The sequence below is a fragment of the Variovorax boronicumulans genome (assembly GCF_029892485.1).
GTDB classification, from domain to species: domain Bacteria; phylum Pseudomonadota; class Gammaproteobacteria; order Burkholderiales; family Burkholderiaceae_C; genus Variovorax; species Variovorax boronicumulans_B.
Window position 1 is genome coordinate 256,116 of record NZ_JARXVG010000007.1, and the last position, 19,072, is coordinate 275,187.

At 66.6% G+C, this 19,072-nt stretch carries 17 protein-coding genes; 6 read left to right on the forward strand and 11 right to left on the reverse strand.

What is annotated here, in order from left to right; translation table 11 throughout:
* The first annotated feature begins 31 nt into the window (after positions 1-31).
* Positions 32-2,443, forward strand: coding sequence for a penicillin-binding protein 1A (locus tag M2282_RS18675; RefSeq protein WP_280810266.1), 2,412 nt, complete (start codon positions 32-34; stop codon positions 2,441-2,443).
* 14 nt (positions 2,444-2,457) lie between these two features.
* Here M2282_RS18675 and cyaY read toward each other — a convergent pair whose 3' ends face one another.
* Complete coding sequence (gene cyaY / locus M2282_RS18680; protein ID WP_280810267.1) at positions 2,458-2,790, reverse strand: iron donor protein CyaY; 333 nt, start codon at positions 2,788-2,790, stop codon at positions 2,458-2,460.
* A 63-nt stretch (positions 2,791-2,853) separates the two neighbouring features.
* Between cyaY and lptM the strand changes: the two genes are divergently transcribed.
* Both lptM and lysA read left to right on the forward strand, forming a co-directional pair.
* The gene (gene lptM, locus M2282_RS18685; protein WP_280810268.1) at positions 2,854-3,072 is read left to right on the forward strand and encodes an LPS translocon maturation chaperone LptM; all 219 of its coding nucleotides are present in this window, start codon (positions 2,854-2,856) and stop codon (positions 3,070-3,072) included.
* Positions 3,069-4,340, forward strand: coding sequence for a diaminopimelate decarboxylase (gene lysA / locus M2282_RS18690; protein ID WP_280810269.1), 1,272 nt, complete (start codon positions 3,069-3,071; stop codon positions 4,338-4,340). The genes lptM and lysA overlap by 4 nt, the downstream gene beginning before the upstream one ends.
* A 6-nt stretch (positions 4,341-4,346) precedes the next feature.
* Here lysA and M2282_RS18695 read toward each other — a convergent pair whose 3' ends face one another.
* From M2282_RS18695 to M2282_RS18715, 5 genes are all read right to left on the reverse strand, one after another.
* Positions 4,347-5,006: a sulfite oxidase heme-binding subunit YedZ gene (locus M2282_RS18695; RefSeq protein WP_280810270.1), complete on the reverse strand. Its 660-nt coding sequence runs from the start codon at positions 5,004-5,006 to the stop codon at positions 4,347-4,349.
* 28 nt (positions 5,007-5,034) lie between these two features.
* Positions 5,035-6,048, reverse strand: a complete 1,014-nt coding sequence (gene msrP / locus M2282_RS18700; RefSeq protein ID WP_280810271.1) for a protein-methionine-sulfoxide reductase catalytic subunit MsrP — start codon at positions 6,046-6,048, stop codon at positions 5,035-5,037.
* 116 nt (positions 6,049-6,164) lie between these two features.
* The gene (ccsB, locus tag M2282_RS18705; protein ID WP_280810272.1) at positions 6,165-7,481 is read right to left on the reverse strand and encodes a c-type cytochrome biogenesis protein CcsB; all 1,317 of its coding nucleotides are present in this window, start codon (positions 7,479-7,481) and stop codon (positions 6,165-6,167) included.
* Positions 7,478-9,649, reverse strand: a complete 2,172-nt coding sequence (locus M2282_RS18710; protein ID WP_280810273.1) for a cytochrome c biogenesis protein ResB — start codon at positions 9,647-9,649, stop codon at positions 7,478-7,480. The genes ccsB and M2282_RS18710 overlap by 4 nt, the downstream gene beginning before the upstream one ends.
* Before the next feature lie 112 nt (positions 9,650-9,761).
* The gene (locus M2282_RS18715; protein WP_280810274.1) at positions 9,762-10,439 is read right to left on the reverse strand and encodes a c-type cytochrome; all 678 of its coding nucleotides are present in this window, start codon (positions 10,437-10,439) and stop codon (positions 9,762-9,764) included.
* Positions 10,440-10,509: 70 nt separating this feature from the next.
* Here M2282_RS18715 and yihA point away from each other — a divergent pair, with 70 nt between their 5' ends.
* Complete coding sequence (gene yihA / locus M2282_RS18720; protein WP_280810275.1) at positions 10,510-11,277, forward strand: ribosome biogenesis GTP-binding protein YihA/YsxC; 768 nt, start codon at positions 10,510-10,512, stop codon at positions 11,275-11,277.
* Positions 11,278-11,341: 64 nt separating this feature from the next.
* On the forward strand, positions 11,342-12,256 hold the full coding sequence (locus M2282_RS18725) for an alpha/beta fold hydrolase (protein ID WP_280810276.1): 915 nt from the start codon (positions 11,342-11,344) through the stop codon (positions 12,254-12,256).
* On the opposite strand, the gene M2282_RS18730 is transcribed toward M2282_RS18725, so the two are convergent.
* Positions 12,257-13,141, reverse strand: coding sequence for a lipid A biosynthesis acyltransferase (locus tag M2282_RS18730; protein ID WP_280810277.1), 885 nt, complete (start codon positions 13,139-13,141; stop codon positions 12,257-12,259). It lies immediately after the preceding gene.
* Complete coding sequence (locus tag M2282_RS18735; protein ID WP_280810278.1) at positions 13,138-14,034, reverse strand: lysophospholipid acyltransferase family protein; 897 nt, start codon at positions 14,032-14,034, stop codon at positions 13,138-13,140. Before M2282_RS18735 ends, M2282_RS18730 begins: the two co-directional genes overlap by 4 nt.
* A gap of 217 nt (positions 14,035-14,251) precedes the next feature.
* Between M2282_RS18735 and metK the strand changes: the two genes are divergently transcribed.
* Entirely contained in the window at positions 14,252-15,436 is a 1,185-nt protein-coding gene (gene metK / locus M2282_RS18740; protein ID WP_280810279.1) for a methionine adenosyltransferase, read from the forward strand.
* 21 nt (positions 15,437-15,457) lie between these two features.
* On the opposite strand, the gene M2282_RS18745 is transcribed toward metK, so the two are convergent.
* The 3 genes from M2282_RS18745 to M2282_RS18755 form a co-directional block, all read right to left on the reverse strand.
* Complete coding sequence (locus tag M2282_RS18745) at positions 15,458-17,590, reverse strand: TonB-dependent receptor (protein ID WP_280810280.1); 2,133 nt, start codon at positions 17,588-17,590, stop codon at positions 15,458-15,460.
* 71 nt (positions 17,591-17,661) lie between these two features.
* Complete coding sequence (locus tag M2282_RS18750; RefSeq protein WP_280810281.1) at positions 17,662-17,865, reverse strand: hypothetical protein; 204 nt, start codon at positions 17,863-17,865, stop codon at positions 17,662-17,664.
* The gene (locus M2282_RS18755) at positions 17,862-19,061 is read right to left on the reverse strand and encodes a PepSY-associated TM helix domain-containing protein (protein ID WP_280810282.1); all 1,200 of its coding nucleotides are present in this window, start codon (positions 19,059-19,061) and stop codon (positions 17,862-17,864) included. Before M2282_RS18755 ends, M2282_RS18750 begins: the two co-directional genes overlap by 4 nt.
* Positions 19,062-19,072: the final 11 nt, after the last annotated feature.

Below are 19,072 nucleotides of genomic sequence, written 5' to 3' on the forward strand. Positions count from 1 at the left end.
TTTATAATGTCCGGTGACTCTCCGGGCCCCCATGCAAGAAACTTCACGCCCCAAAGGGCCAGCCAAGACCCCTCCTCCCACACGCCCGGCCTGGCTCAGGTGGCTGTTGCGCTTCGTGTTCTGGGGGTTCGGCATCGCCGCGGCCGGCGTGCTGTCGATCGTGTGCGTGGTGGCGGTGGCCCTGGCCGTCGCCTACCCCAACCTGCCGGACATCTCGGAACTTTCGGACTACCGGCCCAAGCTCCCGCTGCGGGTTTTTTCCGCCGAAGGCACGCTGATCGGTGAATTCGGCGAGGAACGCCGCAACCTCACGCCGATCGCCGCCATTCCCAAGGTGGTGAAAGACGCGGTTCTCGCCGCCGAGGACTCGCGCTTCTACGACCACGGCGGCGTCGACTACAAGGGCATGGTCCGCGCCGGCTTGGCCAACCTGAACCGCGTGAAGAGCCAGGGCGCCTCGACCATCACGATGCAGGTGGCACGCAACGTCTACCTGAGCTCCGAGAAGACGCTGACCCGCAAGGTCTACGAAGTGCTGCTGACCTTCAAGCTGGAGCACCTGCTGAGCAAGGACCAGATCTTCGAGATCTACCTGAATCAGATCTACCTGGGCAACCGAGCCTACGGCTTCGCCGCCGCGTCGGAAGCGTATTTCGGCAAGCCGCTGCAGGAACTGACGATCGCAGAGGCCGCCATGCTGGCTGGCCTGCCGAAGGCGCCCGGCGCGAACAACCCGGTCAACAATCCGCAGCGCGCGCGCGGCCGCCAGTTCTACGTGATCGACCGCATGCAGGAGGCCGGCTTCATCACCGCCGAGCAGGCGGCCGACGCCAAGAATGAAGAACTGCACCTGCGCGATGCCGCAGACCCGAATCGCCTGCACGCCGAGTACGTCGCCGAAACCGTGCGCCAGCTGATGTATGCGCAGTACGGCGACAGCACCTACACGCGCGGCCTCAAGGTCTACACCTCGCTGGTCGCCGCCGATCAGGCGGCTGCCTACAAGGCACTGCGCAAGGGGATCATGGATTACGAGCGCCGCCAGATCTACCGCGGCCCCGAGAAGTTCGTCGACCTGCCCAACGACCCCAAGGACCTCGACGAAGCCGTCGACGACGCACTGACCGATCATCCCGACAACGGCGACGTGATGGCGGCCGTGGTGCTCAAGGCCAATGCCAAGGAAATCTCGGCCGTGCGCGGCAACGGCGATGCGGTGCAGATCACCGGCGAAGGCCTCAAGCCCGCGCAGTCCGGCCTCTCCGACAAGGCCCCGCCCAACATCAAGATCCGCCGTGGTGCCGTCATTCGCGTGGTGAAGACGCCCAAGAACACCTGGGAAATCACCCAACTGCCCGAGGTGGAAGGCGCCTTCGTCGCCATGGACCCGCGCGACGGTGCCATCAAGGCCCTGGTCGGCGGCTTCGACTTCGGCAAGAACAAGTTCAACCACGTCACGCAGGCCTGGCGCCAGCCGGGTTCGAGCTTCAAGCCCTTCATCTACTCGGCGGCGCTCGAGAAGGGCTTCACCCCCGCCACGGTCATCAACGACGGCCCGCTCTTCTTCGATGCCGGCACCACCGGCGGCCAGCCGTGGGAGCCCAAGAACTACGGCGGCGGCTACGACGGTCCAATGTCGATGCGCACGGCGCTGATGAAGTCGAAGAACCTGGTGTCGATCCGCATCCTGCAATCCATCGGCACCCGCTATGCGCAGGAATGGATCACCAACTTCGGCTTCGACAAGGACAAGCACCCGGCCTACCTGCCGATGGCGCTGGGCGCTGGCGCCGTCACGCCGATGCAGATGGCGGTCGGCTATTCGGTGTTCGCCAACGGCGGCTACCGCGTCAACCCCTATCTCGTGACCCGCATCACCGACCACAAGGACAAGCTCCTGGTCGACAAGCAGCCCTCGCTGCTCAACGAGGCGAACCGCGCCATTCCCCAGCGCAACGCCTTCATCATGGACACGCTGCTCAACTCCGTGGCTCGCGCTGGCACCGCGGCCAAGGCGCAGGCCATGCTCAAGCGTGTCGACCTGTACGGCAAGACCGGCACCACCAACGATTCGCTCGATGCCTGGTTCGCCGGCTTCCAGCCCACGATGACGGCCATCTCATGGATCGGCTACGACACGCCGCGCAACCTGGGCGACCGCGAAACCGGCGGCGGCCTGAGCCTGCCGATCTGGATCAACTACATGGAGACCGCCATCAAGGGCGTGCCCGTGACCGACCTGTCGACCACGCCACCCTCGGGCATCGTGAATGTGGGCGGCGAGTGGTACTACGACGACTACGCGCCGGGCCGCGGCGTGGCCAGCCTGGGCGTGGAAGCTGCCGCGCCCGTGGCACCGGTCGAAGCCCTGACGGGCGCCCCGGTGAGCCCACCGGCGCCACCGGAGGAGCGCAACCGCATCCTGGACCTCTTCCGGAACTGACGAAGACGAATGGGTCAGCTGGCCGCGAATGCCAGCGGCTGGCCTGCCTGCAGCGTGGCTTCGCGCGAGAGGTTGCTGAAGAACTCCTCGCCTGTCTTGGTGTCGACCCAGGCCTGGCCGTCGTGCCGGTAGTGATAGCCGCCGGAGCGCGCGGCGAGCCAGATCTCCTGCAGCGGCTTCTGCAGATTCACGATCAGCTGGCTCCCGTTCTGGAATGAAATCGTGATCATCCCGCCCACCCGCTGGTTGTCGAGGTCGGCGTCGGTCGCGTCGTTGATGCGATCGCAGGCTTGCTCGATCGCAGCGAGCGCGGCTTCGGCGCGGTCCATGTACTCGGTGTCGGTCATTACAATTTCGTTATGTTGAATGTTCGCCAAATTCTAGTGACCGCCCGCGGCCGCACTGTGCTCATGGTTTGCATCGCCGCTGCGGCAGCCGGTCTTGCCGCCTGCGGCCAGCGCGGTGCGTTGTACCTGCCCAGCGATCCGGCAGCCGCCCAGCGCGCCACCCTGCCGCAATTGATCACCCCCGGCGGATCCGGCGCTTCTTCCAACGAAGCCGCACCGAAGCCTGCCGCCGCCGGCAGCGCGCCGGCCGCAGCCACCACCGGCAGCGGAGCGCCCAAGTGACGAACGCTTCCCTCCCCGGCCAACCCCATATCGCCCACCGCGACGGCGCCCTTCATGTCGAAGGGCTGACCCTCGATGCATTGGCGCGCGAGCACGGTACGCCGCTGTTCGTCTATTCGAAGCAATGGATGCTGGATGCGCTGGCCGCCTACCAGCGTGGCTTCGAGGGCCGCGATGCGCTGATCTGCTACGCGATGAAGGCCAATTCCTCGCTCGGCGTGCTGCGTGTGTTTGCCGAAGCAGGCTGCGGTTTCGACATCGTCTCGGGCGGCGAACTCGCTCGCGTGCTGGCCGTCGGCGCCGATCCGAAGAAGATCATCTTCTCGGGCGTAGGCAAGACCCGCGCGGAAATGCGCCAGGCCCTCGCGGCCGGCATCGCCTGCTTCAACGTCGAGAGCGAAGCCGAGCTCGACGTGCTGAACGAAGTGGCGCTGGCCGAAAGCCGCCGTGCGCCGATCAGCATCCGCATCAATCCGAACGTCGATCCGAAGACGCACCCCTACATCTCCACGGGCCTCAAGGGCAACAAATTCGGCGTTGCGCACGATCGCGCGGTCCAGGCGTACCAACACGCCGCGAAGCTGCCTGGCCTCGAAGTGATCGGCATCGATTGCCACATCGGCTCGCAGATCACCGAAGCCTCGCCGTACCTGGACGCCTGCGACCGCGTGCTCGACCTGGTCGAGGCCATCGAGGCAGCTGGCGTGCCGATCCACCACCTGGACTTCGGCGGCGGCCTGGGCATCGACTACAACGGCGAAGTGCCGCCCAAGGCCGATGAACTCTGGCAGCAGCTGCTCGCCAAGCTGGACGCGCGCGGGTTCGGTGCGCGCAAGCTGGTCATCGAGCCCGGCCGTTCACTGGTCGGCAACGCGGGCGTGTGCGTGACCGAGGTGCTCTACACCAAGCCCGGCGAAGACAAGAATTTCTGCATCGTCGATGCGGCGATGAACGACCTGCCGCGCCCCGCGATGTACCAGGCCTTCCAGAAGATCGTGCCGCTGCGCATCCGCACCGGCGATGCGCCGACCTACGACGTGGTCGGCCCGGTCTGCGAAAGCGGCGACTGGATCGGCCGCGACCGCGCGCTCAACGTGCTGGCCGGCGACCTGCTCGCCGTGCTGTCGGCGGGTGCGTACTGCATGAGCATGTCCAGCAACTACAACACGCGTCCGCGTGCGGCCGAAGTGCTGGTGAGCGGCCAGAGCGCCACGCTGATCCGTCGCCGCGAGACGATGGAAGACCAGCTGCGCAACGAGCAGATCTAGACGGATCTAAGTGGTGCTGTGCAGCGGTTTCTCGCCACCGCGCACACCTGCGGGGGCTTTCTGCGCCTTCCGCTTGCTCGCGTAGTTCCACACGCGCCATCCCAGCAGCACCGCGATGATCGCGACGTAGACGAACACTTCCGCGAAGTTATTCTTGCCCGCGCGCATCCAGAAGAAGTGCAGCAAGCCCAGCCCGGCGATCACGTACACCAGCTTGTGCAGCATCTGCCAGCGCTTGGCACCCATTGCCTTGATCGCGCGATTGAACGAGGTGGCCGCCAGTGGCGTCAGCAGCACGAAGGCCGAGAAGCCCACCAGGATGAACGGCCGCTTGGCGATGTCCTTGGCGATCTCGCCCCACTCGAAGCCCATGTCGAACCAGCTATAGCACAAGAGGTGCAGCACCACGTAGAAATACGCGAACAGGCCCAGCATGCGGCGAAAGCGCGCGAGCGCGTTCCACTTGGCTGTCACGCGCAGTGGCGTCACCGCCAGCACGATGCAGATGAAGCGCAGGGTCCAGTCGCCCGTCGCGCGGATCAGGAACTCCGCGGGGTTCGCGCCCAGTCCATCGGTGAACGCGCCGTACGCCAGCCGCGCGAACGGCAGCAGGCACAGCAGGAAGATGACCGGCTTGGTCGCCGGGTGCATGAGCAGCTTGTTCATGGCGCGAGGACTGGGCGGCGAAGCGCGCTCAGTAGTTCTTCTTCAGGTCCATGCCCGCGTAGAGCTGGCCGACCTGCGCTTCGTAGCCGTTGAACATCAGCGTCTTGTTGCGCTTGGCAAACAGGCCGCCGCCATCGCCGATGCGGCGCTCGGTCGCCTGGCTCCAGCGCGGATGGTCGACGTTCGGATTCACGTTCGAATAGAAGCCGTACTCCTGCGCGGCTGCCTTGTTCCAGGCCGTGCTCGGCTCCTTCTCGACGAAGCGGATCTTGACGATCGACTTGGCCGACTTGAACCCGTACTTCCATGGCACCACCAAACGCACCGGCGCGCCGTTCTGGTTGGGCAGCACCTCGCCGTACATGCCGAAGGCCAGCAGCGTGAGCGGATGCATCGCCTCGTCCATGCGCAGGCCCTCGGTGTAGGGCCAGTCGAGCACGCGCGAGCCGACGAAAGGCATAGTCTTCGGGTCGGCCAGCGTCACGAACTCGATGAACTTGGCGTTGCCCTGCGGCTCGACCTTCTTGATGAGCTCGGCCAATGAGTAACCGATCCACGGAATGACCATCGACCAGCCTTCGACGCAACGCAGGCGGTAGATGCGCTCTTCCTGCGCGCTGAGCTTGAGCAGGTCTTCGATGCCGTACTTGCCCGGCTTCTTGACCAGGCCTTCGATCTCGACGGTCCATGGCCGGGTCTTCAGCGTGCCGGCGTTCTTGACCGGATCGCCCTTGTCGGTGCCGAACTCGTAGAAGTTGTTGTAGCTCGACGCGTCCTTGTAGTCGGTGAGCTTGTCCATGGTCTGCGCGCCAGGCACCGTCGATTTGACGGCGGGCAGCAGCGCCAGCTTGTGCGGGCCCGCGGTTTGCGCGAAAGCCTCGCGCCCCGCAAACGTGGCCAGCGCCGCGCCCGCCGCCCCGCCGGCCATCAGCTTGAGCAGGTCGCGCCGGCCTTCGTAGGCGGCGCGCGGCGTGATTTCGCTCGACAGCGGATGGACAAAACCGCTGGTGTCGCGGCGGTGCGAACGGGAATGGAACGACATGACAGGCCTTTCGCGTGAATCGTTGGTCTCAGGGTAGTTCGTGACACGCCCTGGTTTGGTTACGCGCCATGGCGGCGCGTGGTTTCAATTCTTCGCGAAAGGCGCGGAACCTGCGCCTACAGCGTGCCGTAGCTGTGCAGCCCGCTCAGGAACATGTTGACGCCGAGGAACGCAAAGGTCGTGACTGCCAGGCCGCCCAGCGCCCACCACGCGGCCACCGTGCCGCGCAGGCCCTTGACGAGCCGCATGTGCAGCCAGGCCGCGTAGTTGAGCCAGACGATCAGCGCCCAGGTTTCCTTCGGGTCCCAGCTCCAGTAGCCGCCCCAGGCGTCGGCCGCCCACAGGGCACCGAGCACGGTGGCAATGGTGAAGAAGGCGAAGCCGACGGTGATCGACTTGTACATGACGTCATCGAGCACCTCGTTGGCCGGCAGGCGGGCCGCGATGCGCTTGCGCCCCAAGAGGATGCCCGCGGCGATCAGCGCCGAGATGCCCGCATAGATCACCCAGTAGCTGCCGCCGGCTTCCTGCACCCGCTGGCGGAACGCCACCGGCACGAAGCACAGCGCCACGCCCAGGAGCCAGATCGGCGTGAGCTTGTACCAGCGGGTCTCGGTGGCCTGCTCCTTGATGAGGTAGGCAAACGCCACCATCGCCGCGAGCGAGAAGGTGCCGTAGCCGATGAAGTTGGCGGGCACGTGCAGCTTCATCCACCAGCTCTGGAGGGCCGGCACCAGCGGCTGGATCTCATGCGCCTCGCGCACGATCGTGTACCAGAGCAGGAAGCCGACCGCGGCGCTCACCACCAGCATCACGAAGGCGCCGAGTGCGCGCGTGTTGTAGCGCTCTTCGAAATAGAGATAGAACGCGGCCGTCAGCCAGCAGAACAGCACGAACACTTCGTACAGGTTGCTCACCGGGATGTGGCCGATGTCCGGGCCGAGCTGGTGGCTTTCGTACCAGCGCACCATCGTGCCGATCAGCGCCATCGTCACCGCCGCCCAGGCCAGGCGCGAGCCGATCGCGTCGAAGGTGTCGGCCTGCTTGCCGCCGAAGAAGCCGAGCCAGTAGAACACCGTGCTCATGAAGAACAGCACGCTCATCCAGAGAATGGCCGACTGGCTCGACAGGAAATACTTGAGCCAGAACACCGAGTCGGCGCGCGCCAGGTCGCCCTGATAGGAGGTGATCGCCAGCAGCGAGGCCCCGGCCACCACGAGGGCCAGCACCCGCAGCGGGCGCCAGAACCAGCCGATGGAGATCATCGCGATCACCGCGGCGGCGAGGATCGGCTTCTCGTAGTAGTCCATCGACCCTGCATAGCGCGTGAACGCGAACAGGCCGCCGGCCAGCACCAGCGCCGCGAACACCCAGTCGAACAGGTTGCGGCGCGAGAGCCAGCTTTCATTGAGCGTGAGGGTCGTGGTGTTCATGGTGTCTCTGGTTCTGCTTTGTTCAACGCGAGCAGCTTGTGCTTGAGATGCTCGAATTCGCGGTCGCTGTCGATCGTCTTGCGGTTGACCGAAAAGGCCATCGTGGCGGCCGTAGTGTTGTCTCCGGAAGCGGCGCCATCGGGTGTCAGCCACACCCACAGCCGGCGCTCGCGCACGTACAGCATGGCAAAAATACCGACGATCAGCAACAGGCAGCCCAGATACACAACGTTCTTGCCAGGGGCGCGCGCCACTTGGAACACGCTGGCCTGCACCTGGGTGAAGTCGGTCATCATCATCGCGACGGGCGCCGGGTAGAAGTGCGCATCGCTGATGGCCAGCACCGCCTGGGTGAGATAGGTCTGCGACTTGTCGTCGCTCGGCACGGCCGCAAGGCCTGCGCCTTCGCGGCTCAGGTTGAGCACCTCGAACAGCACGTCGTTGAGGATGCGCACCAGCACCGCGCCGGCGCGCTCGCGCTCGGCCTCGGGCACGTTGACTTCCATGAATTCGGCAATCGCCTGCCAGCCGCCGGCCGTGGTGGCATCGGCGCGCGCGCGTTCGCTGCCCGAGAACAGCGCAAGGGCTCGGGTGGCCGACACGCGCAGCTGTTCTGCCATTTCGGGCCGCTTCGGATCGGTCGCCTTGGCGATGTAGCGCTCGATGGCGCGCGCGCGGGTGTCGGGGTCGCCGAGCGCGGTACGCATGCGCACGAAGCCGTCCATCGAGCCCTGCTCGTCGGCCGGCACGCGCAGGTACCGGAACGGGTCTTCCGGCTTCTCGCGCATGCCCAGCAGGAACACCGGCTGGCCGTCGCCGGTGTCGACCGGCACCATGTAGTTCTGGTATTCCCTCGCCTGGCCGGCCGCATCGCGCAGCTTGTAGCCGATGCTCGGGCCGATGTTGCGCAGCACCTTGGGCTTGTTGGTCTTGTTGGCGGCACCCAGGCGCGATTCGAGGCTGTGGCGCAGGTCGACCTTGCGCACGTCGGCGCCACTGCCCATCGCGCCGCCGTCGGCGAAGTTCTCGACGTTGATCACGCGCAGCGCGGCGTACTCGAGCGTGAGCTTGTCCTTGCCGTTGGTGATCTCGGTGCTGGGGCCGCCGATGATGCCCTCGACCTCGAAGGGCTTGGCCGCGGCCGCCATCGGCACGGCCTTGAGCTTCACCTTGGAGCCGCCGTCGTCGAAGCTGGACTGGTAGATCTCCACGCCCTTGTAGCTCGCCGGATGGTTCACCTCGATGCGCGCCGGCACCTGCGCGCCGGTCTCGCGGTCGTGCAGCACCACCTCGCTCGCGAAGAGCTTGGGCATGCCGGTCGAGTAGTAGTCGACGATGAACTTCTTGAGCTCGATGGAGAACGGCAGCTCCTGCAGCAGCACGCCATCGGCCTGGTTCAGGATGGCCACGCTGCCTTGCCCGCCTTCGGGCACGAGGATGTTGCCGCGGAAGGTCGGATTGTTGACGGAGAGCCGGTGCTCCGGAGCCACGTCGGCGATCATCCCGCCGCCGGTGAACACGCTCTTGCCGTTGAACCAGGTCTGCGCGCGCACCACGAGGTCGCCGTCGAGCAGGCCGCCGATGCACACCAGCACGATGGCGCTGTGCGCCGCGATGTAGCCCAGCTTGTGCGCGCCGCCGGCGCGCGCGGCGACCATCCAGCCCGGCGCGACCTTGCCGTCGCCCGAGCCCTCGCGCTGCTGCAGCTTGACCTTCCAGCCGCCGCTCACCAACAGTTGGCCGATGCGGTTGGCAGCTGCGTCCGGCGTTTCCGCAAGCGTGTTCTCGGCGCGCTGGCCGAAGGCCTTCAGGCTCTGCGCGCGGATGTCTTCCTTGAAGGTCTTCAGGTCGACCAGGATGCGCGGCGTGTTGCGCGCAATGCACAGCGAGGTGCTGATCACCAGGAACAGCAGGATCAGCAGGAACCACCAGGCGCTGTAAATCGAATCGAGCCGCGCCGCGCGGAAGAACTCTGCCCAGAACGGGCCGAACTGGTTGATGTAGTTGTTGATCGGCTCGTGCTGCTTGATCACCGTGCCGATGATCGAGGCGATGCAGATGACGGTGAGCAGCGCGATCGCAAAGCGCATCGACGAGAACAGCTCCACCGCCGCGCGAAGCACTTGCGGGCCGCGATGAACGCGAAGGCCATGGGTGGAGACTGACATCGGTTGAGGGCTGGAAGAGAGAAAAAGCAAAAGGGCGGGCCATCCTCCTGGATCGGCCCGCCCTTTGTTTGGGGTTGTTGTCGGCGGTCAGTTCACGCTGGAAAGCGCAGGGTCAGCGCAGGCCGGCGATGTAGTCGGCCACGGCCTTGATTTCGCGGTCGTTGAGCTTGGCGGCCACGCCGGTCATCGGCAGGCTGTTGGTGCGTACGTTGTCACGGAAGGCCGTGAGCTGGGCAACGGTGTATTCGGCGTTCTGGCCACCCAGGCGCGGGTACTGGGCGGGAATGCCGGCGCCGTTCGGGCTGTGGCAGCCGGCGCAGGCCGGGATCTGGCGATCGCCGATGCCGCCGCGGTAGATCTTTTCGCCGAGGGCGATGGTGTCCTTGTCCTTCGAGAAGCCCGTCTTGACCTTCTTCGAGCCGACGAACCATGCGATGTTGCGCATGTCTTCGTCGGACAGCGCCGAAGCCAGCGGCTTCATGATCGCGCTCTTGCGGGCGCCGGACTTGAAGTCCTGCAGCTGCTTGAGGATGTATTCGGGATGTTGTTGCGCCAGCTTCGGGTTGGCCGCGATGGCCGAGTTGCCGTCGGCGTTGTGGCACGAAGCGCAGCTCTGGCTGTTGGCCGGCGTTGCGTTGAACACCGTGTCGCCCTTGGCGGGATCGGGTTTGGCCGGCTTGGGAGCCGCCACCGGGGCCGCGGGGGCCGCGGCATGTTCATCGGCTGCAAAACTCGCGCTGGATGCGACGCCCATGAGGGCTGCAAGCAGAATATTGGCAAACAACTTCATATCGGGGGCTTAGATTTATGGCGCAAAACCCCGCGATTCTACAATGGCGCCCCGTTCCGAAAGCCCATTGATGACCTCCCCGCGCGCCAAGTCAGCCGCTTATCCTCCCCGCGCGGCCCCCGCCGCGGACCCGCAGGTCGCCGAACGCGAGCGCGTGGCCCTCGGCTGGTTGCATACCGCCCACTTCCTCACCAGCGCCCCGCAGCTGGAACACCTGCCTCCGGTCGACCTGCCCGAGATCGCTTTCGTCGGCCGTTCGAACGCGGGCAAGTCGACCGCCATCAACACGCTCACGCAGCAGACGCGCCTGGCTTTTGCCTCGAAGACACCGGGCCGCACGCAGCACATCAATCTGTTCGGCATCGGCAAGCAGAAGGTCGACGACGCGGTGCTGGCCGACCTGCCCGGCTACGGCTATGCGGCCGTTCCGAAGGAAGCCAAGCTGCGCTGGCAGCGCGTGATGGGCAACTACCTCATGACGCGCGAAAGCCTGCGAGGGGTTGTCCTGATGTGCGATCCACGCCACGGCCTGACCGAGCTCGACGAAATCCTGCTCGATGTGATCCGCCCGCGCGTGCAGCAAGGCCTCAAGTTCCTGATCCTGCTGACCAAGTCGGACAAGCTCACGCGCAGCGAGGGCGCCAAGGTGCTGTCGATCACGCGACTCCAGGCCGGCGGCGGCGAGGTCAAACTGTTCTCTGCGCTGAAGAAACAGGGCGTCGGCGACGCAGCCCAACTGCTGTGGCAGTGGGTGCATCCGGAAGGCGGCGCTGCGGCGGCCGAACCGCAGGAAACGCCGGAGCCACCGGAAGAACCTGAGGCCGAACGGCTGCATTGACCGTCCTGCCTGCTTCATTCACTATCAAAACAATAGCGACAGTCAACCCAAGGAGACACGAAGCATGATCGAGACCTTCCAACGCAGCCTGCCCAACGGCACCACCCTGAGCTGCCGCGCCACGGGCAAGCCGGGCCGGCCGCTGATGGTGTTCCTGCACGGCTTTCCCGAGGCCGCGTTCATCTGGGACGAACTGCTCGAATACTTCGCGGACCCGGCCCACGGCGGCTACCGCTGCGTGGCGCCCAACCTGCGCGGCTTTGAGAAATCGAGTTCACCGACCGAGGTGGCCGCGTACAAGGCCCACCTGCTGATCCAGGACATCCAGCAGCTGGTTGCCACAGAAAGCACGGACGGCACGATGTCCGCGCTCGTCGCCCACGACTGGGGCGGCGCCTTCGCCTGGGGGTACGCCAACGCGTTCCCGGAGCAGATCGGCAAGCTGGTCATCATCAATTCGCCGCACCCGGGCACCTTCACCCGCGAGCTGCGCAACAGCGCGGCGCAGCAGCAGGCCAGCGCGTACATGAACTTCCTTGCGCGTCCGGATGCCGAAGGGCTGCTCGCGGCCGACGACTTCAAGCGCATGTGGCCCTTCTTCACGCTGATGAAGGCCGGCCCCGACGGCTTCGGCTGGCTCACCGAAGAAGTGAAACAGCAGTACCGCGAGGTCTGGAGCGCGGGCCTCACCGGTGCCTGCAACCTCTACCGCGTGACGCCGATGAAGCCGCCGCTGCCGGGCCAGACCATCGATGGCATTCCGGTGCTGCCGCACGAGCGGCTCACGGTGAACGTGCCGACCTTCGTGTTCTGGGCGCTGGACGACGCGGCGCTGCTGCCGGGCCTGCTCGAAGGGCTCGAGGAATACGTGCCGAAGCTCGAGGTCAAGAAGGTGCCCAACGCGACCCACTGGATCGTGCATGAGCAGCCCCAACTGGTCGCGCGCGAGATCGAGGCCTTCTTGCAGCGCAACGCGTAATCAGTAGATATTCGGCTCGCCTTCGGGGCGGGTCTTGAACCGGCGGTGCACCCAGTAGTACTGGGACGGCATCGCGTCGATGTAGCCCTGCAGCCGCTCATTCATCAGCGCGGTATCGGCTTCGACGTCGTCGGTCGGGAAGTTCTGCCACGCAGCCTTCACCTCGATCTCGTAGCCGCCGGGCGTGAGCTTCGCCACCACCGGCACCACCTTGGCCTTGCCCAGCCGCGCGAAGCGCGACAGCGAAGGCACGGTCGCGGCCTGCACGCCGTAGAACGGCACGAAGATCGTCTGGTCGCGGCCGAAGTCCATGTCGGGCAGCAGGTACAGCAGGCCACCCTTGCGCAGGCCCGAGAGCACCGGCTTGATGCCGTCCACCCGGTTGAGCGCCGCCACGTCGCCAAAGCGGGTGCGGCCTTCGCGGATCCAGGCGTCCACCATCGGGTCGCGCTGGGTCGTGTAGATCGTGGCCGAGGGGCGTGCCGTGTGCATGGTCAGCGCGGTGGCCGCGGCATCGAGGCCGTAGAAGTGCGGCGCGAACAGGATCATCGGCGCGTCGCCCTCGGCGATCTCCGCGATTTCGGACGCCGAGCCCACGATCTTCAGACGGCTCGCCACCACCTTCTCCGGCGCGTGCCAGAGCCAGCTGCGGTCCAGCCACGACTGCGCGACGAAGACGAAGGTCTCGCGCGCGATGGCGCGGCGCTCGGCCGCCGATTTCCCGGGGAAGCAAAGGGCCAGGTTCCTGTCGACCACGCGCCGCCGCGGCAGGGCCACGGTGTGCAGCAAGTGGCCGAGGATCCTGCTGAAGCCGCGCACCAGCGGCAGGGGCAGCGGCGCCAGCACCCGCATGAAGCCGATGCCCAGGCGTGAGCTGAGGCTCATGGCGTCTGCTCCCCGGTGGCGGCTGCAACGGCCCGGTCGGCACGCGGCTCCTTGAAGCGCGCGTAGTCCCAGACGTACTGGCCGGGCAGGCTGCGGATCAGGCGGCCGATGCCGTCGTTCATCGCCGCGGCCGCATCTTCGACGGTGGCCGTCGGATCGGTCAGCGCCGTGCCCACGATGGGCTCGAAGCGGATCACGTAGCCCGCGCCGCGCGGCAGCCGCTCGCACACGCTGAGGAAACAGGCCGCGCCGGTCTGCTGCGCGAGTCGAGGGAGCAAGGTCATGGTGTAGGCGGGCCGGCCGAGGAACGGCACCCAGACGCCCTGGCCCTGCGGCGGCACCTGGTCGGGCAGGATGCCGGTGTAGCCGCCGCTGCGCAGCGTGCGGATCAGGCCGCGCACGCCGGTGTTGTTGGTCGGCAGCGTCTGCAGGCCGGGGCGGTCGCGCGAGCCTGCCGCGATCAGGTCGGCCATCCACTTCTTGCGCGCCGGGCGAAACAGCGCGGTGATCGGCCCGAAGGCCTCGAAGAAACGCTCGCCGATCGCCTGGCCGCACATCTCCCAGCTGCCCAGGTGGGGCGCGACCAGGATCACGCCCTTCTTGGCCCGCATGGCGGCCTCGAAGGCCTCGACGCCTTCCCAGCGCACCACGCGCGGCAGCACGCTCTCGCCCTGCGGGCGCAGCCACAGCCAGGGCAGCTCGGAAGCCATGTGGCCGGCTGCGGCGATGGCGGGACGGTATTGGGCGGGTGCGAAACCCGCGCTTTCGGCGTTGGCCTTGAAGCGGCGCCGGTAGTCCGGCGCGCAGAACCAGACCAGCCAGCCCAGCATGGCGCCCAGGCGATGCATCAAAGGCATCGGCACGCGGGCAAGCAGGCGAAACAGGGTGATCATTGAAACGGGAGGGGAGTCAAAAACAGGACGCGCGCGCATGGTAATGAGCGGCTCGAATAGAATGCAAATTGTCGCCGAGTTACGGAACAACTTGCAGGGCGACAAACACAAGCGCAAAGCGATTGTGCCCCGCCGATTCCTCGGCATCTGCTAAAGCGTTCGCCAGGGCTCCGCAGAGTTGGCAACGCGCCAATCCACTTCAAGGAGCTTTGAACAAATGGCGAACGACTTCCTCTTCACTTCCGAATCCGTTTCCGAAGGCCACCCCGACAAGGTCGCCGACCAGATCTCGGATGCCATCCTGGACGCGATCTTCGAGCAGGACCCGCGCAGCCGCGTGGCCGCCGAGACGCTGACCAACACCGGCCTCGTGGTGCTCGCCGGCGAAATCACCACCAACGCGCACGTCGACTACATCCAGGTCGCGCGCGACACCATCAAGCGCATCGGCTACGACAACACCGAGTACGGCATCGACTACAAGGGCTGCGCGGTGATGGTCTGCTACGACAAGCAGTCCAACGACATCGCCCAGGGCGTGGACCATGCCTCCGACGACCACCTGAACACCGGCGCCGGCGACCAGGGCCTGATGTTCGGCTACGCCTGCGACGAAACGCCCGAGCTGATGCCCGCGCCGATCTACTACGCGCACCGCCTCGTGGAACGCCAGGCCCAGCTGCGCAAGGACGGCCGCCTGCCGTTCCTGCGCCCCGACGCCAAGAGCCAGGTCACGATGCGCTACGTGGACGGCAAGCCCCACAGCATCGACACCGTGGTGCTCTCCACCCAGCACAGCCCCGACCAGAGCGAGACCTCGACCAAGATGAAGGCCTCGTTCAACGAAGCCATCATCGAAGAGATCATCAAGCCCGTGCTGCCCAAGGAATGGCTCAAGGACACGCGCTACCTGATCAACCCGACCGGCCGCTTCGTCATCGGCGGCCCGCAGGGCGACTGCGGCCTCACCGGCCGCAAGATCATCGTCGACACCTACGGCGGGGCGTGCCCGCACGGCGGCGGTGCGTTCTCGGGCAAGGACCCGTCGAAGGTCGACCGCTCGGCCGCCTATGCCGCGCGCTACGTGGCCAAGAACATCGTGGCCGCCGGCATCGCGCGCCAGTGCCAGATCCAGGTGGCCTACGCGATCGGCGTGGCCGAGCCGATGAACATCACGGTCTACACCGAAGGCACGGGCCTCATCCCCGACGACAAGATCGCCGAACTGGTGCGCGAGCACTTCGACCTGCGTCCGAAGGGCATCATCCAGATGCTCGACCTGCTGCGCCCGATCTACCAGAAGACCGCCGCCTACGGCCACTTCGGCCGAGAAGAGCCCGAGTTCACCTGGGAAGCGACGACGCAAGCTGCTGCCCTGCGCGCAGCGGCCGGCCTCAAGTAAGAACGAAGGAACGGTGGGCCTTCAGAAGCGGTACGCACCGCTCAGACCCACCGTCCAGTTACGGCCCGGCGCAGGCTCGGGATAGCGCGCATTGCCCTCGTTGACGATGACCGAGCCCACGTAGCGCCGGTCGAACAGGTTGTCGACACGCGCGAAGGCGTTGAACTCCCAGCGCTCCCATTTCTTCAGATAGCCCGCATACAGCGCCGCGACGGCATAGCCCGGCGCGCTCGCGGTGTTGACGTCGTTCGCCTGGATGCGCCCGAGCGCGCGCATCTCGACGCCGGCGCGCCAGCCCTCGGGCGGCACCCAGCCCAGCGACGCGAACAGCGACTGCCGTGCGATGCCCGGAATGCGGTTGCCGCCGGCCACCGTGTTGGCCGCCGCGCAAGGCGACGGCGAGCAGAAGGCATCGCGGTATGTCGCATCGAGCCACGTGTAGGCCAGTTGCGTGCGCCAGTGGTTCGACGTCTCGTGCTGCCAGCCCAGTTCGAAGCCGTTGCGCCGCGTGCGGCCCGCGTTCTGGAAGGTGGCGCGGCCGCCGACGTTGGTGTCGGTCACGATCTCGTCGCGCGTGCGGGTCTGGAACAGCGCCGCCGTCAGCAGCCCGCCGGCGAGCCGCGCCTTCGCGCCCAGTTCGATGCTGTCGTTCACCGATGGCCGCAGCGCGAAGTTGAGGCCGCTCGCACCGCCCGAACGGTACGAGAGTTCGTTGAGCGTCGGCGTCTCGAACCCGCGGCCGATGGAGCCATAGAGCGCGAGATCCGGCGTCGCCTGGTAGCGCAGCGATGCAACTGGCAGCGTCTTGCTGTAGCGCGCGGTGCCGCTGTCGTCGCGATTCGCGCCCACGATGTAGCCGTCGTGGGAACTGAAGTGCACGCTGCTGCGGCGCACGCCGGCCTCCAGCGTCCAGCGGTCGGTGAAGCGCCAGGTGGCCTGCGCGTAGGGGTCGAGGTTCCAGACTTCGTTGCGCTCGCTGCGGCGCAGCCGTCCCTGCACGCCCAGCACCAGGGTCGCCACGCGGCCGAGGTAGTTCTCGTAGCCGCGGCGGCGTTCGCGCAGGCTGTCGTAGCCCAGGCCCGCCACCACGTCGAGCGGCCGGTCGGCCAGCTGCAGCGCGGCGGTCCAGCGCAGGTCGACGCCGCCGTACTGCCGCGAGAGATCGATCACGCCACCCGCATGCAGCGGGTTCTGCTGGGCCGAGGGCGGGATCGACTGGTACTGCGTGGTCTTGCGTTCGCCGCCGTAGACCATGAGCCGCAAGCCCTGCGTCGCGTCGATGCGCCGCTCGTAGAGCAGGCCCAGCTGCGTCTGCTCGACCGTCTTGCGCGTGTCGTACTGCGTCGCGAGCGGTGCGTTGCGTGGCGCGAGTGCGTATTGATCGGCGGTCAGGCCCAACGGGTCCTGCGCATCGACGCGCACGCTGTTGAACACGAGCGTGAGCTTGTCCCCGTTGTCCAGCGCAATGCCCAGCTTGCCGTTGGCGATGTCGCGCCGCGCGGCGCTGTGCTCGCGCCAGCCGTCGGTGTGGAACCGGCTCGCGCCGAGCAGATAGTCGACCGCGCCCTGCGATCCGCTCAACTGCAGCGACTGCCGCCAGGTGCCGAAGCTGCCGCCGGCCGCGGAATAGGAAAGACGCGGCGCGCCCTCCCCCGACGCGGTGAAGGCCTGCAGCACCCCACCCGATGAATTGCCGTAGAGCGCCGAGAATGGCCCGCGCAGCACCTCGACACGGTCGAGGGAGCCGATGTCGATGTTCGACGTCTGCCCTTGCCCATCGGGCAGCGTGGCCGGAATGCCATCGACATAGAGCCGCACGCCGCGCACGCCGAAGGTCGAGCGCGCGCCGAAGCCGCGGATCGACAGCTGCAGGTCCTGCGCGTAGTTCAGCCGGTTCTGCACCTGCAGCCCGGGCACCGCACCGAGGCTTTCGGAGAGGTTCACCTGCAGGCGGCTGTCGCGCATCTCCTCGCCTTCGACCCGGTCGACCGAGCCGGGCACGTTGAAGGGCGCGACCTGGCCGCGCGGCGTGGAGACCGTGATTGCCGGCAGTTGGCCCGTTGCCGCTTCGGCCGTTGGCGCCGGCTGGGCGTGCGCTGCAAATGGAACGCCCAACAGCAACAGTCGGACAACGCGGGCGGGTGCAGTATTCATTGCATCGATTCTGCGTTGGCACGCCAACGCCCTCGCCTAGCGAGAACCCGACGAGAACGACCGGCGTGCGACTAGCTTTTGGGCGACCGGCGCCAACCGTACCAGGCGCACACCGCGACCGGAATTCCCAATGCAACCCAGGCCAGCATGTCGCCGAATCCGCCGTCGCTGAACAGCGCGGAAATGAGGCCAACCGTCGTCAGCACGCCGAGCACGATCGGCCAGCCCCACATGCGCCAGAAGGATTGGTGCGGCGTCTTGTGGTGCGTCGTCATGCCTGCACCTTCATGGCCGGTGCCGGGTCGGGCTGCTGGCCTGATGCCGCAGGTGGCGCGCGCTCCAGGGCGGGTGAGGCCGCAGGCGTCTTCGCAGGCACGGTGTTGCCGCGCTTGAGCCACAGATAGAGCCCGCTGCCCAGCACGATGATGGTCGCGATGTCCAGCAGCGCCCAGAGGATCTGCATCGGCATGCCGCCGTAGTCGCCGAAGTGCAGCGGCTGCGACACCAGGAGCGCCGTCAGGTACCACGGCAGCTTCGGCGCCGCCGTGATCTCGGTGGTCTTCGCGTCGACCAGCACCGGCTGCAGCAGCTTCGAAGTGAAGGGCTCGTTGCCGCGCATGAAGAAGGTCGTGTGGTGCGGGCTCGAGAACGCCGTGCCCGGGAACGCGATGAACGACAGCTTCGTGCCGGGCGCGCGCTGCATGGCCACATCCATCGAGCGCTGCACCGAGCCGCGCTCGGCCACCGGCACCGTCGGCTCGCCCTTGTAGGGCGCGAGCAGCGTGCTGAGCTGGTCGTACTGCCAGTATTTGATGACCAGGTCGGCCCACGTGTTGATCATGCCGGTGGAGCCCACCACGAACAACCACACCAGCGTGACGATGCCCAGCAGGTTGTGCAGGTCGAGCCACTTCAGGCGCGGGCGCTTCTCGCGCCGCACGGTGCCGAAGTCGAGCTTTCGCATGAAGGGCGAATACAGCACCACGCCCGAGACGATGGCCACCAGCAGCAGGAGCCCCATGAAGCCCAGGAACAGCTTGCCAGGAAGCCCCGCGAAGAGGTCGACGTGCAGCTTGAACATCACGTACATGAAGCCCTCGTCGAACTTGGGCTGCGCCAGCACCACGCCTGTGCGCGCGTCGACCGCGACCGACTTGAAGTCATCGGTGGGCGCCGGCGTGGGCGTGAGCGTGACGAACCACAGGCCGTCGTCGTCCTCGGGCTGCGAGGCGAACTGCACGACGCGGTCGGGGTGCTTGGCCTTGGCGATGTCCAGCACCTTGTCCAGGCTGATGCGCGGCGTGTCGGCCGGCATCTTCGGCGCCTCGACCTCGGTGCCCAGCAGGTGCCCGATCTCGTGATGGAAGATCAGCGGCAGCCCGGTGATGCACAGCAGCAGCATGAACACCGTGCACACGAGGCTGCTCCACTTGTGCACCCAGGCCCAGGTCTTGATCTTTCGGCTGTTCATGTCGTCTTGGC